Here is a 15,076-nt window from a genome sequence, read left to right as displayed (position 1 = left end):
ATAGCTCAGTCTAGAGTAAAATTTGCATCAATAAAAGTAGTATCTCTCTGATAACATCATCGGGATTTACGAAGTATTATCGCATCTTTTATCGGCATTACGATGCTTAACTATAAACAGTTACACTATTTCTGGGCAGTAGCCAAGGCTGGAAGCATCGTCAGGGCAAGCGAGCGGCTGAACCTTACACCGCAGACCCTGAGCGGACAAATCGGATTGCTGGAAGAGACGCTGGGCGTAGCACTATTTTTGCGGGTTGGACGGCGGCTTGAATTGACCGAAACGGGCAGGCTTGCGCTCACCTACGCCGATGAGGTCTTCCAGATTGGCAACGAACTGGAAGAAGCGTTGCGCAGCCGTCCTGAGAGTGTGTCGATCCAATTCCGGGTGGGGGTCGATGATGCCGTGCCAAAATCTATTGCATATCGGCTGTTAAGCCCCGCCACGGCGCTGACGGAACCGGTTCGCCTGGTCTGTCGCGAAGACAAGCTTGTGCGTCTGACAGTGGAACTGGCGATCCAGCGCCTGGACATGATCCTGGCGGACCGGCCGATGCCCGCCGGGACGAATGTAAAAGGCTACAGTCATAAACTTGGAGACTGCGGCATCACCTTTTTCGCCGAACCCAGACTTGCAGCGCAGCTGAAGCAACCATGGCCCAGTGTCCTCGATGCAGCGCCCTTGCTGATTCCCGGCAAGGAGGCCGCCGTGCGAGAACCGCTGATGCGCTGGCTGGACATACGTCAGTTACGGCCGCGCATCGTGGGAGAGTTTGACGATAGCGCGCTGATGCAAGCTTTCGGCCAAGCCGGCATCGGCGTTTTCATCGCCCCATCGGTAATAGCCGACGAGGTTCAGCGCGAACACGGCGTGACCGCTATAGGCCAGACCGACGAGGTGACCGAGCAGTTCTATGCCATTTCGCTTGAGCGACGGTTGACGCACCCCGCCGTCGTCGCGATCAACGACACCGCGCATCGGGAACTCTTCAGGGGCGCCGCTCCGCTTGCTTCTTAGCCGCCCTGCTGCCCGCCCGATCCGCCAGAACTGGCCAAAAAGAGCTCATTTATTCGCTTTACGAAACTTGCAGGATCTTCAAGCTGACCGCCTTCGGCCAATAATGCCTGGTCGAAAAGAACATGGCTCCAGTCATCGAAGCGCGCCTCTTCCGATTTGAGGCGCTGAATCATGGGATGATAAGGATTAATTTCCATTATCGGTTTGGCATGGCTCACTTTTTGTCCCGCCGACTTAAGCAGGCGCTCCAGATTCCCGCTCATGTCATGATTATCCGCAACCAGGCAAGCGGGAGATTCCGTCAGGCGTAGGGTCACGCGTACTTCCTTGACGCTCTCGCCAAGCACATGCTTGATTTTCTCCGTCAGTTCCTTGTATTCATCCGCTTCTTTCTCCTGCTCCTTTTTCTCCGCTTCGTCCTCCAGTTGGCCGAGGTCTAGGCTGCCTTTAGCGACGGATTGCAGGTGCTTACCCTCGAATTCGGTCAAATTCGCCGCAAGCCATTCGTCCACCCGATCGGATAGCAACAGCACCTCGATACCCTTCTTGCGGAAAACTTCCAGGTGCGGACTGTTTCTGGCAGCCTTCAGAGTCTCAGCTGTCACATAATAAATTTTTTCCTGCCCTTCCTTCATTCGGCCGACGTAATCAGCCAGCGACTCGGTTTGCTCGTCTGAGGCGGAATGGGTGGTGACGAAACGCAGCAGCTTGGCGATCCTTTCGCGGTTAGCGAAATCCTCCGCCACTCCCTCCTTGACAACCTGCCCAAACTCCTTCCAGAACGTTTTGAATTTGGCCTTTTCCTCCTCCTGCTCGCTTTGCGCCATGTCGTCCAGCAGTCCCAGCACTTTTTTTACCGCGCCCGCGCGTATCGCTTCAATGTCTTTCGACTCCTGCAGTATCTCGCGCGAGATATTCAGCGGCAGATCGTTGGAATCGATCACACCACGCACGAAGCGCAGATAATTCGGCAGCAACTGTTTCGCGTCATCCATTATGAATACCCGCCGCACATAGAGTTTTATGCCGTGGCGCGATTCGCGATCGTATAAATCGAACGGAGCACGGGATGGAATGTAGAGCAGTTGCGTATATTCCTGCTTACCCTCTACCCTCGCGTGCACATAGGCGAGAGGCGGCTCGAAATCATGCGCGACGTGTTTATAGAACTCCTCATATTGCTCCCGCGTAACTTCGCTTTTAGGCCGCGCCCACAGCGCGCTCGCCTGATTTACCGTCTCGTCCTCGTCGGTAATTACGTTTTCGTTTTTTTCCTGAGACCACTCCTCTTTTTTCATCACGATGGGAAGCGTAATGTGGTCCGAATACTTCCGGATGATGGAACGCAGACGCCAGCCGTTCAAAAGATCGTCCTCGCCTTCGCGCAGATGGAGGACGACTTGCGTGCCCCGATCTGTTTTCTCCACTGTCTCAAGCGTATAATCGCCTTCTCCGGCTGATTCCCAGCGAACGCCGTGTTCGTGAGTCAAGCCGGCGCGGCGCGTGATAAGCGTTACCTTGTCCGCGACGATGAATGCGGAGTAAAAACCTACACCGAACTGGCCTATCAAGTGCGCATCCTTGGCCTGATCGCCCGTCAATGAACCGAAGAATTCGCGCGTGCCGGATTTGGCGATGGTGCCAATGTGGTCTATGACCTCTTGCCGGGACATGCCGATTCCGTTGTCTGCGACGGTAATGGTGCGAGCGGCGACGTCATAGCTCACGCGAATCTTGAGATCAGAGTCGGACTCATAGAGGGCCCCATCGGTTAATCCTTCAAAGCGTAGTTTATCGGCGGCATCCGATGCATTGGAAATCAGTTCGCGCAAAAATATTTCCTTGTTACTATACAAGGAATGAATCATAAGGTTGAGCAACTGCTTGACTTCAGTCTGAAAACTAAGATGTTCCTTGGTAGCTGTGGCTTGCATGGTTCTCTCCTAAAAAAATGCAAGAGAATAATGAGGGCGGGTTGTAAATTTTCAAGTTGCACAGCCATATAAAAACGACAGCTAATTAAAGACAGGCTGAAATCCGTTCTGCTGCGATGAGTTTTTCATATCCCAATATCAGGAGCCGAAGCGATGCCAATCGTGAAAACTTTGACTGGTTTCATAATCTTATCGCTGTTCTGTTTCGGCGTGCCAGCCGCCGCGCAAGACAGCGCCCTGCCGCTGGACAAGATCAAACTGCCCCCGGGCTTTTCAATTGACGTCTGGGCCCAGGTACCCAATGCGCGCGGCCTGGCCCTGGGGAAAAATGGAACGGTATTCGCAGGATCCGCGTCCGAAGGCAACGTGTACGCCATCACCGATATGGGAAAGGCGCGCGACGTAAGAGTCGTTGCCAGCGGACTCAGCATGCCTATCGGGGTGGCTTTCAGGGACGGCGCGCTATATGTCTCCGCAATCAACAGAATCCTGCGTTTTGATGACATAGAAACAAAACCCGGCCAGTCCGTAAAGCCGACGGTAGTGACCGATACTTATCCCAGCGAGAAACATCACGGCGGAAAATATATCGGGTTTGGCCCGGACAACCTGTTATACGTGGCGGTGGGCGTGCCCTGCAATATCTGTGAACCGGCAGACAGTTTTGCGTTGATCTCGCGCATCAGGCCGGATGGTACAGGTTATGAAGTGTTCGCAAGGGGCGTGCGCAATTCGGTGGGTTTCGACTGGCATCCGGCGACAAAGGAATTATGGTTCACGGATAATGGCCGGGACTGGATGGGCGACAATCTTCCGCCTGACGAACTCAACCACGCGCCGCGCAAGGATATGCACTTTGGGTACCCTTATTGCCATGCCGATATCCCGGATCCCAAGTATGGGGCCAAGCGGGATTGCGGCAAGCTTACCCCGCCGGTGGCCAAATTCGAACCGCATGTCGCGCCGCTAGGCATGCGCTTCTATACCGGAAGCATGTTCCCGGCGGAGTACCGCAACAGTATTTTCGTCGCCGAACACGGCTCGTGGAATCGCCGCAACAAGATCGGCTATCGCCTCCGGGTGGTAAAGCTGAAGAACAACAAGGTAGTCAAGCAGGAGGTGTTCGCAGAAGGCTGGCTAGAACAGGAAAACGCCTGGGGCAGACCGGTCGATATGCTCGTCATGCCGGACGGCGCATTGCTCGTTTCCGATGATTTTGCCGGGGTAATTTATCGGATCAGCTACAGAAAGCCTTAACAGGGACGGATAGGCCTTTAGTAAACAACGGACCGCAATCGCGGGCATGTGTGGGCGGAGTAATTACGGATACATTCGAGCCCTGTCAGGACGTCGATGTCTCGGACCGAGACATCGCAGATAGCCAGGTTTCCCGGTAACGCTGCTTAACGTTTGAGGGTCAGCCGTTGTTGGCCATCTGAACTGCGCGAAGTTCAAACATTAGGCGCTCGCCTGCCGGGGTAGCGGACCAAAACAAAACTCCCTCGAAGACCGCCTTGCGTACAGACCGATGGGAAGAAGCGGTGTAGCGCAATCCAACCACGGATCACGGCAAACTGCCGGGCTTCAGAACTCCTTATGAGATATTCTTCGGATCGTGGCTGAGCTATACTAGGCAACCAAGAGTTGTTACACTTCGGACCTGCGTCCACGCCATATTATTGATGATTTTGAAAGAGGAAGAATTAATGAGTTCCAAAAATCTTGTATTTATTATTGCTCTTAGTGCCACTTTAATTAGTTGTGGTGGTGGGGACGGCGCTCCTGAAATAAATTCAACCAATTGTTCCGGCGGAGGAATGCAGTCGATTCTTCCAACTTTCAAGACTGAAGCTGAGCGGCAAGCATTTATTGATAAATGCCAATCTATGGCAGAAAAAAAGTAAAGTTGGGGACAAGCTTTTGAGTTGAGGACAGTGTTATTACCCAGAGAATTGATGAAATTCGAGCTGTGCCAGTCGATGACTGAACCTGAAAACAGGTACGGTCATAACCGCAGATTCCTTTAAACAACCAGTCGTGATACGTTTTTGAGCACCACTTTGAACCCCCTCAGTTGCCCGCTCGTTTATTGACACCCGAGACTACCTGAAACTGAGAAATAAGATGCCGAGGTAAGGACCGAGTCTTGAAATGTGATATCGGAAGGGGCATCATCTTGCCGTACCCACAACCGATCGGACCAATGGCTGCGGGCATGGAACGGCGGGAACCTACGCTATATGGAGTGCTGTATCGCGTACCCGCAAAGCGCAAAAAATGTCTGCGGAAAAACTCCGAACGCAAGTATTGCGATTCCGTTCGCGCTTATCAATTAATTTGACGTCCCCCTGCGTCGCAATCGACGCGTTGGTTTCCGGCTCATCGAAGTACATCAGTTTAACGATACGCAGGTAGTAAAACACGTCGACAAGCGAGAGAAGCACGGCCAAAACTGCCAGCCACACGTAACCCGCATTTAACACTGCCTCCAGCACCGACAGCTTGGCATAAATACCAACCGTGGGCGGAATGGCAGCCATGGAGAACATCAACAGCAGGGTATAAACGCATACCTGGGGTTACGCGGGTTCAACCCCTTGAAGTCGTCAAGCTTGTCAGCTTCCTTCAAAGCCCCCACGTGACAGCAGCATGATCGCGCCGAAATTGCCGAGCGTCATCAGCATATAAGCCATGACGTAGAACATTGCGGCGCTATAGCCACTTCCATCCGCCGCGATAATGCCGAGCAGCACGAAACTATGCGATATGGTTGAATACGCCCGCATACGCTTGATGTTGGTCTGAGCGATGGCGGCGAAATTGCCGATTATCATGGACATCACGGCCAGAATGATGAGCATGTCCTGCCAGTCCCCCGCCAGACCGCCCAGACCTTCCGCCAGCAAACGTATGATGAAGCCGAACGCGGCGAGAAGTGTGATTTATTGCGTCAGCTATAAGAGACCTTGTCAACGGCTAACGGACGCTTCCATAAGCGTCTGCAATTATTAGTTGCCTCCACAGATTTTGACCCCTCGGGCCTGAAAGGGAGGATCTCTCACAATCAAAGAGGGTCAGACCGGCATGACAGTCCATCGCTCCCGCTTCCATGTCAGGGAGTATGCATATGAAAGATAGTTTTTAAGGTCGCTTTTTCGAAGCAGGGAGCTTGCGGTGTTCTCCTCCCGGGTGTTCTTTTCAAAGACCCGGAGCGTTCGCACACGTGGAAGGTTAACCGGCCTTTCGGAGTTCTGCGCCTACCTACCACAGACTTTTATATAGGCCGGTCGGCCTATTGCCGGGACTTTATTTAAGGCCTATTTTCCTATATCAGAGTGGCTTTAACACGAATTCAACCAAGAGAGGCCTTATATGAAATTGGCATTTCGCTCGTCAACTGTAGTGCTTCTGGCCTGTATGGCATCCGTTTCAGCCCACGCCGCGCCGGTCCCTCCAGAGGCTGACGGCATAGCGCTCAAGCCTGCTCGATCAATTTCTGCTCTCGCCGCCCCGGTGCCTGCCGGGGGAACAGAAGGCCAACAAATCTTCGTTAATTCGACTGGTTCGGTCACAGCCACTTACCAGGGAAGCGGAGCGAGTTTTAGCAATGATTTATATCTCATGCTGGACGCTTCGGGTAAACCGGGAAATGACAGCAACCCGGCAAACGACATTCTACTCTTCAACAGTCGTTCCTCATCCGTCGGTGAAACACGAGATCTCGGCGTATTCGCCGGTGGAACGGCGCTGCCTCTCCGTATGCATGTGATTGATACAGGTCATGATTATTTCACCGGTCCGGCCTCACTCAATCCTGATGGAGAATTTCATGCAAGAGCTCAGAATAACTGGCTGCCAGACACCACCCTGGTGAGCTTCGAGGATTTGCTTAATAGCTTTGATCGGAATTTTAACGATTTGAGCAGTTCGTTTTCCAACACGATAGCAGCAATACCGGAACCGGAAAGCTATGCCCTGTTGCTGGCGGGGCTGGGAGTAATCGGCGCGCTAGCCCGTCGCCGACGCAAACTTGATTGCCCCGCTGGGGATCACTAGCATTCGCTGCGGACAACAAGGACGCACGCCCAAGTGCCCATGGACACCATCGGTTTTTTGTGCCGCCCCGCTATAATAATCGGAGAAGAGTTTCCGTCGCGACGCCTCAGAAAGGTTCCCAGGGAACGAAAGACGACCGGACGGAATGGAGATGCAAAACTCTTATCTTGGCCCGTTTCTCGCCTGAGAAGCTGCTCCTTACACCTTAATCCCGCCGCTGCGTACTAGATCGATTGCTGTATTGCGTAAGCACAAAGCGCAATCAATGTCTGCGGAAAAACTCCGAACGCAAGTATTGCGATTCCATTTGCGCTTATCAATAATTTAACGTCGCCCTGCGGCCTGATCAACGCATTGGTTTCCGGCTCATCGAAGTACATCAATTTAACGATGCGCAGGTAGTAAAACACACCCACCAGCGAGAGAAGCACGGCCAAAACTGCCAGCCACACGTAACCCGCGTTTAATACCGCCTCCAGCACCGACAGCTTGGCATAAATACCAACCGTGGGCGGAATGCCAGCCATGGAGAACATCAACAGCAGGGTAATAAACGCATACCAGGGGTTACGCCGGTTCAATCCTTTGAAGTCGTCTAACTTGTCCGCCTCGAAGCCCGCACGTGACAGAAGCATGATCATGCCGAAAGTGCCGAGCGTCATCAGCACATAAACCACGATGTAGAACATTGCGGCGCTATAGCCATTTCCATCCGCCGCGATGATGCCAAGCAGCACGAATCCCATATGCGATATGGTCGAATACGCCAGCATACGCTTGATGTTGGTCTGAGCAATGGCGGCGAAATTGCCGATTATCATGGACATCACGGCCAGAATGATGAGCATGTCCTGCCAGTCCCCCGCCAGACCGCCCAAACCTTCCGCCAGCAACCGCATGATGAAGCCGAACGCGGCGAATTTGGGCGCCGAGCCGATAAATAGCGCGACGGCGGTCGGGGCGCCCTCATAGACGTCCGGGACCCACATGTGAAACGGCGCCACGCTCAACTTGAAGCTGATGCCCGCCACGATGAAGACCAGCCCCACCACCAGCACGGCATGGTTGCTTACCCCGCCCTGAATGACTTCGACCACCCGGGCGATATCGAGTGAGCCTGTCGCACCATATATCATCGACATGCCATACAACAGGAAACCGGACGCCAGTGCGCCGAGGACAAAGAATTTTATGGCCGCTTCGGTCGCCGCTACTGACTCCCGTCTCATCGCCACCATTGCATATTGCGACAATGACAGCAACTCCAGCCCCAGGTAAAGCGTCAAAAAATGGCTGGCGGAGATCATCACCATCATGCCCAGTGTCGCAAACAGCGCCAGGCTGAAAAACTCGCCACTGAGCATGCCACGTTCCGTGATGTATTCCCGTGAATAGACCAGGACCGCTGAAACGGTAAGATATACCAGCAGCTTCAGCAGATCGGCCATTGGGTCATCCACGAACATTCCAGAGAATGTGTACACGACGCCGGGTTCCGAAGTGGCAAAAGTGATCAGCAGGCAGCCAAACAAGGACAACTGCGCCAGCGAATAGGCGAGGTAGGATTTCTTCCCGCCCCACGCCAGATCGGCCAGTAGCACCACGCAAACCATTACCAACAGAAAGATTTCTGGATATGCGGGGGCAAAGTCAGGCGGCGAAAAATTCATATCATCCTCAAACAGGCGAGACCCATTTCATATTTCCTAAAGCTTGCTGCGAGCAACGTGTGCCAGCAAGTCGTCTACCGTGGTGTGCATTACTTCCAGCAACGGCAACGGATAGAGACCCATCCCCAGTACGGCTGCTGCAAGGACCGCCAGGATTACGATCTCCCGAGGGTTGATGTCCCTGAGCCCTTCCACCCCGGGATGTGTCACAGCACCGAAAACCACACGCTTGTACATCCAGAGTGTATAAGCAGCACCGAAGATAAGGGTGGTTGCGGCAAGAAACGCGTACCAGAAATTCACCTTGATCGCGGCCATGATGACCATGAATTCCCCCACGAAACCGCTCGTACCGGGCAAGCCCGAATTGGCCATGGCAAATAGCATGAAAAACGCTGCAAACATAGGCATCTTGTTGGCCACGCCGCCGTAATCCGCGATTTGCCGCGAATGCAGCCGATCATACATAACGCCTACGCACAGAAACATCGCCGCCGAAACAAAGCCGTGCGAAATCATCTGCACCATCGCGCCTTCGACGCCATAATCGTTGAACAGGAAAAAGCCCAGGGTAACGAAGCCCATGTGCGAGACCGATGAATAGGCAATGAGCTTTTTCATATCCGCCTGCACCAACGCTACCAGTCCAATATAAACCACCGCAAGCAGGGACAATACAATCATCATGCTGGAAAGTTGGTGGCTGGCGTCGGGAACGATGGGTAGCGAGAAGCGCAGGAAACCGTACCCCCCCATTTTTAACAGTATCGCCGCCAGCACTACCGATCCGCCTGTGGGCGCTTCCACGTGTGCGTCCGGCAGCCATGTGTGGACCGGCCACATCGGGACCTTTACCGCAAACGCCAACAGAAATGCGATAAATATGAGCACTTGCGGCGTAAGCGGCAATGGCAGTTTGTGATAGTCAAGGATTGAAAAACTGCCACCGGAGACATGATAGAGGTAGATGAATGCTACGAGCATCAACAGTGAGCCGAGCAGCGTATACAGGAAAAACTTGATTGCCGCGTATACCCGGTTGGGCCCACCCCAGACGCCAACAATGAGAAACATCGGAATCAGTGAAGCTTCCCAGAATACATAAAACAGAACTGCATCGAGGGATGAGAAAACCCCGTTGACGATCCCGGACATGATCAGGAACGCGCCCATGTATTGGGAAACCCGGTTGCTTATCACCTCCCATCCGGCGATGACCACCAGCGGCGTGGTGAAGCAATTAAGCAGGATCAATGGCATCGCGATGCCATCCACGCCCATGTGGTAATGAACATTGAATCGTTCGATCCAGGGGCTGTGCTCAACGAACTGCATCGCGTTCGTTAACGGATCAAACTGGGTATAAAGGGGAATCGCAACCAGAAACCCCGCTATCGAACCGATGAGCGCGATCCATCTTGCCAACTGGGCATTCCGGTCGCCACCGGTCGCGAGTACTGCAATTCCAGCCGCAATCGGCAGCCAGACGATCAGACTTAACAAGGGAAGGCCAAACAGCATTTTTATTCCGTTTTGTTCATTTTGTCACGCAGAGATGCGGAGCCGAAACCCTTAACGACGTTTTACTTTTATTGGTTCACGACCCGAACAACCACACACTCATCAATACGAATACACCCACGATCATCGTGAACGCATAATGATAGATATAGCCGGACTGGAAGCGGCGTATCAGCACGGCAGTTCCGGCCACCACCCGCGCTGTTCCATTAACGAAGAATCCATCAATCACTTTTACGTCGCCGAATTTCCATAGCCCCTGCCCAAGCGCGCGCGCCCCCCCGGCGAAGAGCCAGGAATAGAATTCGTCGATAAAATATTTACGATCGAGCAGCACAGAAAATGGTCCTGCCGCGCTTTTTATTTTCGCGGGCAAGTCGGGTTTGACCAGATACAAATACCAGGCGACGAAAATGCCACCTACTGATAGCCAGAAGGGTAGCGTGGCAAATGCGTGAGTCATCATCGCCAGCACACCGTGAAATTCCGACGACAGCTTCGCCATTGCTTCATGCTGCGGCAAGATTTGTATGGCATCACCAAAATACCCGCCGAACAACATCGGTCCGATCAGCCAGCCCGCACCGATAGAGGGTATCGCAAGCGCCACCAGCGGAACCGTTACTACCCAAGGTGACTCATGCAGATGCTCTTGAGTATGATGGTCCATCCGGGGCTTGCCGTGAAAAGTCATAAACATTAGGCGGAAGGTGTAAAACGCGGTGATGAATACCGTGGTCACGGTGCAGAAATAAGCGAAGCCGGCGCCAGGGATGTTTGCGAAATACACTGCCTCAATGATGGTGTCCTTGGAAAAGAAGCCCGAAAACCCAGGGACGCCGGCGCTTGCCAGGGCTGCGATGAACATTGTCCCGTAGGTAATGGGCATATACTTCTTGAGTCCGCCCATCTTGCGCATGTCCTGCTCGTGGTGCATTGCGATAATGACCGATCCCGCTCCCAAAAACAGCACCGCCTTGAAAAAGGCATGAGTCATGAGGTGAAAAATCGCAGCGGAATAGGCCGAAGCGCCGAGCGCCACCGTCATGTAACCCAGCTGTGAGAGCGTGGAATATGCAACCACGCGCTTGATATCGTGCTGCACAATTGCAACCAGCGCCATGAAAAGCGTTGTTATGCCGCCAATGACCAGTATGAACGACAGTGCGGTTTCGGTTAATTCAAAGAGCGGGGACATGCGCGCCACCATGAAAATACCGGCGGTCACCATTGTTGCGGCATGAATCAGCGCGGAAATAGGCGTGGGGCCTTCCATCGAATCGGGCAGCCATACGTGCAGCGGAAATTGCGCCGATTTACCCATTGCCCCGACGAACAATAGAATGCAGACTGCAGACAATACCGCCCACGGCGTGCCGGGAATGATCTCGATCGTCTGCGTCGCCACCTGCGGAGCCTGGGCGAATACTGCCGCGTAATCCAGCGTACCGAAGTACACAAGTACCAGGCCAATGCCCAGAAGGAAACCGAAATCGCCTACGCGATTGACAAGGAACGCCTTCAAATTGGCGTAGATCGCGGAGGGCCTCGTATACCAGAAGCCGATCAGCAGATAGGAAACCAGTCCGACCGCTTCCCAGCCAAAGAAAAGCTGAAGAAAGTTGTTGGACATCACCAGCATCAACATCGAGAACGTGAAAAGCGAGATGTAGCTGAAAAAACGCTGATAACCCGGGTCCCCGTGCATGTAACCAATTGTATAGATGTGCACCATGAGCGATACGAAGCTCACTACCACCATCATGGCTGCCGAGAGCCGGTCGATAAGAAATCCAATCTCGAAGCGTGTGTCGCCGGCCGTCATCCAGGTGTAAACGCTGCCGTTATAGATATTCCCTTTCAATACATCCAGAAATACGGCAACAGCTCCGGCCACGCACACGAGCATAAATGCAATGGTAGCCCGATGGCTCCAAGACGGGCCGATCACGCGCCCAAACAGCCCGGCGACAAGCGCTCCCGCCAAGGGCGCCAGCGGCACTAATAGATAAAGTTTTTGCATCTCAGTCATGGAAAAATCAGTTTTTCTTATATTGCCCGGTTAATGTCCGCCCCCGCGGCGGCCTCCAACCGGACAACTTACCCCTTGAGCTTATCCAGATCGTCCACGTTGATTGTGCGCAGGTTTCGAAACAGCACTACTAGTATTGCAAGGCCAATAGCCGACTCCGCCGCAGCCACGGTAAGAATGAAGAACACGAAGATTTGCCCCGATGCGTCCTGGAGGTAATGCGAAAACGCGACGAAATTCATATTCACCGCGAGCAGCATCAGCTCGATCGCCATCAGCAGGATGATCACGTTCTTCCTGTTCAGGAAAATACCGACAATGCTGATAGCGAACAGAATCGCCCCGAGAACAAGGTAATGGGATAACGAAACCAAACTAGCGCCCCCTTTTCAGGACATAAATATGCACTTGCTTTTTATTCTTTCTTCTCGGACGGCATGGACACCATCCGTATCCGATCCCCGCGTTTTACCGCCACCTGTTTCGCCGCGTCTACAGACTTGATCCCCGTGCGATGCCGCAGGGTCAGTGCGATGGCGGCGACGATCGCCACCAGCAGGATAACTGCTGCCAACTCAAAGGCGTAAACATATTCCGTATAAATCAGACGACCCAGTTCCTTGGTATTGCTATAGTCGGCGCCGCGAGACGGCGGAGCCGGCATTTCCTCAATTCCGAATTGCTTGCCCATCAGCACCATGGCCATCTCGGCCGCCATCACGACCGCCAGCAACGCTCCAAAAGGGAACCATTTCAGGAATCCTTCACGCAACCTGTCGATATTGATATCCAGCATCATCACAACGAACAGAAACAACACCATCACTGCGCCGACATACACCAACACCAGCGTGATGGCGAGAAATTCCGCCTCTAGCAACAGCCAAAGCCCCGAGGAGGTAAAAAAAGCCAGCACCAGTAATAATGCCGCATGCACCGGATTTCGAGCGGTAATCACCCCCAGGGCAGCCAACACCAGTACGGTCGAAAAAAAGTAAAAAATTATATCTTGAAAGCTCATGTGGGCACTTCTATAAATTCCGGGTTCTAAGTAAGTTCATCTGCCCCCCAGCCGACGCGGGATAAGCAAACGCGGCGCTCAGCGATTACTCGCAGAGCAATTAAGCGCCCGCACGCGACTGGTATATAAGCGATAAATTTCTCTAGCAGCCTATAACGCGACCGATTTCAACCGTATAAAAGTCTCCACCGGTAGCTCAGCCGCGAAGTCTAGCGGTAGCCCGCATCCGCTGCCCTGTCCTTCGCGATCTGTTCCTCATATCGATCTCCGACGGCCAGGAGCATCTCTTTCGTATAGATGAGGTCGCCGCGCTTTTCACCGTGATATTCGAGAATACGAGTCTCAACAATCGAGTCCACGGGACAGGATTCCTCGCAGAAACCGCAGAATATGCATTTTGTAAGATCGATGTCATACCGCGTGGTGCGGCGCGTGCCATCCTCGCGCTGCTCCGATTCTATTGTAATTGCGAGAGCCGGACAGACCGCTTCGCACAACTTGCACGCGATACAGCGCTCTTCGCCATTTGGGTAACGGCGCAACGCATGCAGCCCGCGGAAACGGGGAGACATCGGTGTCTTTTCCTCTGGAAAGTAAACCGTGATTTTGCGTGCAAACAAATACCTGCCGGTCAGCATCATGCCCTTGAGCAGCTCAAACAGCAGGAAAGTACGGAAAAAATCCTTGATACGGTTCATGGCTTTTCCCTTTCTCAGTGGAACCACAAATTAAGAGGGAATGCGTCGCGCAGCGATGACGGAAGCTGCATCACCAGGCCCACCAGCAATATCCAGACAAGGGTAATGGGAATGAAAACTTTCCAACCCAGCCGCATAATCTGGTCATAGCGGTAGCGGGGGAACGTAGCACGGAACCATAGAAAACAAAACAGCAAAAACGCCACCTTCATGACCAGCCAAATGAAACCGGGAACCAGCGTAAACGGGGCGACGTTGAGTGGAGGCAGCCAGCCGCCCAGAAATATGATACTGGCAAGCGTTGCCACCAGGATCATGTTGGCATATTCCGCCAGGAAAAACACCGTAAACGCCATGCCTGAATACTCGACATGGAAGCCCGCTACGATTTCAGACTCACCCTCGGCCACATCGAAGGGCGCGCGATTGGTCTCCGCCACGCCGGAGATGAAATACACCAAGAACATGGGAAATAGCGGAACGAGGTACCAATTGAGCAAACTGCCGCCCTGCTGCCCCTTGACGATGTCTCCCAGATTCAAGCTGTGCGACATCATCAGCACACATACCAGCGCAAAGCCCATCGCCAGCTCATACGAAACAACCTGGGCGGCAGAACGCATTGCGCCGAGAAATGCATACTTGGAGTTTGATGCCCAGCCCGCGATAATCACCCCATAAACCCCCATCGAGGTCATCGCCAGAATATAGAGCAGACCAGCATTGACGTCCGCCAATACCACCTCGGGAGAAAAAGGCACCACTGCCCACGCCGCCAGCGCAGGGGCGAACGTCAACACCGGCGCGAGTACGAACAAAAACTTGTTGGCCCCGCTGGGAATGATGATTTCTTTCATCACGGCCTTGACCGCATCCGCGATTGGTTGCGCCCAGCCGCCCAGCCATGGAATACCAAAGAAAGTGACCCGGTTGGGTCCGACACGCAATTGCATGAAACCAATAATCTTGCGTTCGGCAAACGTAAGATAGGCCACCGCGAGCATCAGGGGCAGTATTATGGCAACGATTAACAACACGTTCTTCGTCACGAGGAACAGAGCCGGGCCCCACTCGGGGCCGAAAAAATCGCCAAATAATTGTTGCGCGTATTCCATCAAATCATCCCG

Annotated in this window: 12 protein-coding genes and 1 pseudogene; 4 read left to right on the top strand and 9 right to left on the bottom strand. The window is 53.3% G+C overall.

Going from position 1 to position 15,076, the window contains the following annotated elements:
* Positions 1 to 102: 102 nt before the first annotated feature.
* A complete protein-coding gene (gene nhaR / locus R5L00_RS12580; protein ID WP_317652042.1) occupies positions 103 to 1,017 on the top strand; it encodes a transcriptional activator NhaR in 915 nt (304 codons plus the stop codon).
* Here the strand turns inward: nhaR and htpG are convergent.
* Positions 1,014 to 2,951 (bottom strand): molecular chaperone HtpG, encoded by a 1,938-nt coding sequence (gene htpG, locus R5L00_RS12575; protein ID WP_317652040.1) that lies wholly within the window; start codon positions 2,949 to 2,951, stop codon positions 1,014 to 1,016. The genes nhaR and htpG overlap by 4 nt on opposite strands.
* Before the next feature lie 153 nt (positions 2,952 to 3,104).
* On the opposite strand from htpG, the gene R5L00_RS12570 reads away from it, so the two are divergent.
* Positions 3,105 to 4,208, top strand: coding sequence for a PQQ-dependent sugar dehydrogenase (locus R5L00_RS12570; RefSeq protein ID WP_317652038.1), 1,104 nt, complete (start codon positions 3,105 to 3,107; stop codon positions 4,206 to 4,208).
* Positions 4,209 to 4,633: 425 nt separating this feature from the next.
* Entirely contained in the window at positions 4,634 to 4,855 is a 222-nt protein-coding gene (locus tag R5L00_RS12565; protein ID WP_258192614.1) for an entry exclusion lipoprotein TrbK, read from the top strand.
* A 327-nt stretch (positions 4,856 to 5,182) separates the two neighbouring features.
* Here the strand turns inward: R5L00_RS12565 and R5L00_RS12560 are convergent.
* Positions 5,183 to 5,857, bottom strand: a pseudogene (locus R5L00_RS12560) (NADH-quinone oxidoreductase subunit N).
* 466 nt (positions 5,858 to 6,323) lie between these two features.
* Here R5L00_RS12560 and R5L00_RS12555 point away from each other — a divergent pair.
* On the top strand, positions 6,324 to 7,007 hold the full coding sequence (locus tag R5L00_RS12555; RefSeq protein WP_317652037.1) for a PEP-CTERM sorting domain-containing protein: 684 nt from the start codon (positions 6,324 to 6,326) through the stop codon (positions 7,005 to 7,007).
* 224 nt (positions 7,008 to 7,231) lie between these two features.
* On the opposite strand, the gene nuoN is transcribed toward R5L00_RS12555, so the two are convergent.
* From nuoN to nuoH, 7 genes are all read right to left on the bottom strand, one after another.
* Complete coding sequence (nuoN, locus tag R5L00_RS12550) at positions 7,232 to 8,677, bottom strand: NADH-quinone oxidoreductase subunit NuoN (RefSeq protein WP_107693411.1); 1,446 nt, start codon at positions 8,675 to 8,677, stop codon at positions 7,232 to 7,234.
* Between the two features lie 36 nt (positions 8,678 to 8,713).
* Entirely contained in the window at positions 8,714 to 10,198 is a 1,485-nt protein-coding gene (locus R5L00_RS12545) for an NADH-quinone oxidoreductase subunit M (protein ID WP_107693412.1), read from the bottom strand.
* 76 nt (positions 10,199 to 10,274) lie between these two features.
* Positions 10,275 to 12,230: an NADH-quinone oxidoreductase subunit L gene (gene nuoL / locus R5L00_RS12540; protein ID WP_317652035.1), complete on the bottom strand. Its 1,956-nt coding sequence runs from the start codon at positions 12,228 to 12,230 to the stop codon at positions 10,275 to 10,277.
* Positions 12,231 to 12,298: 68 nt separating this feature from the next.
* Positions 12,299 to 12,604 carry an NADH-quinone oxidoreductase subunit NuoK gene (nuoK, locus tag R5L00_RS12535; protein WP_317652034.1) on the bottom strand — a complete coding sequence of 102 codons (306 nt, stop codon included), beginning with the start codon at positions 12,602 to 12,604 and terminating at the stop codon, positions 12,299 to 12,301.
* 41 nt (positions 12,605 to 12,645) lie between these two features.
* Positions 12,646 to 13,251: an NADH-quinone oxidoreductase subunit J gene (locus tag R5L00_RS12530; protein WP_317652032.1), complete on the bottom strand. Its 606-nt coding sequence runs from the start codon at positions 13,249 to 13,251 to the stop codon at positions 12,646 to 12,648.
* Positions 13,252 to 13,460: 209 nt separating this feature from the next.
* The gene (gene nuoI, locus R5L00_RS12525) at positions 13,461 to 13,949 is read right to left on the bottom strand and encodes an NADH-quinone oxidoreductase subunit NuoI (protein WP_107693416.1); all 489 of its coding nucleotides are present in this window, start codon (positions 13,947 to 13,949) and stop codon (positions 13,461 to 13,463) included.
* A 14-nt stretch (positions 13,950 to 13,963) separates the two neighbouring features.
* Positions 13,964 to 15,064 carry an NADH-quinone oxidoreductase subunit NuoH gene (gene nuoH, locus R5L00_RS12520; RefSeq protein WP_317654185.1) on the bottom strand — a complete coding sequence of 367 codons (1,101 nt, stop codon included), beginning with the start codon at positions 15,062 to 15,064 and terminating at the stop codon, positions 13,964 to 13,966.
* Positions 15,065 to 15,076 lie beyond the last annotated feature (12 nt).

Origin of the sequence: Nitrosospira sp. Is2, from assembly GCF_033095785.1 — a bacterium.
Taxonomy (GTDB): domain Bacteria; phylum Pseudomonadota; class Gammaproteobacteria; order Burkholderiales; family Nitrosomonadaceae; genus Nitrosospira.
The sequence above is the reverse complement of the archived record's forward strand: the minus strand, read 5'-3'. Positions and strand labels throughout refer to the sequence as shown.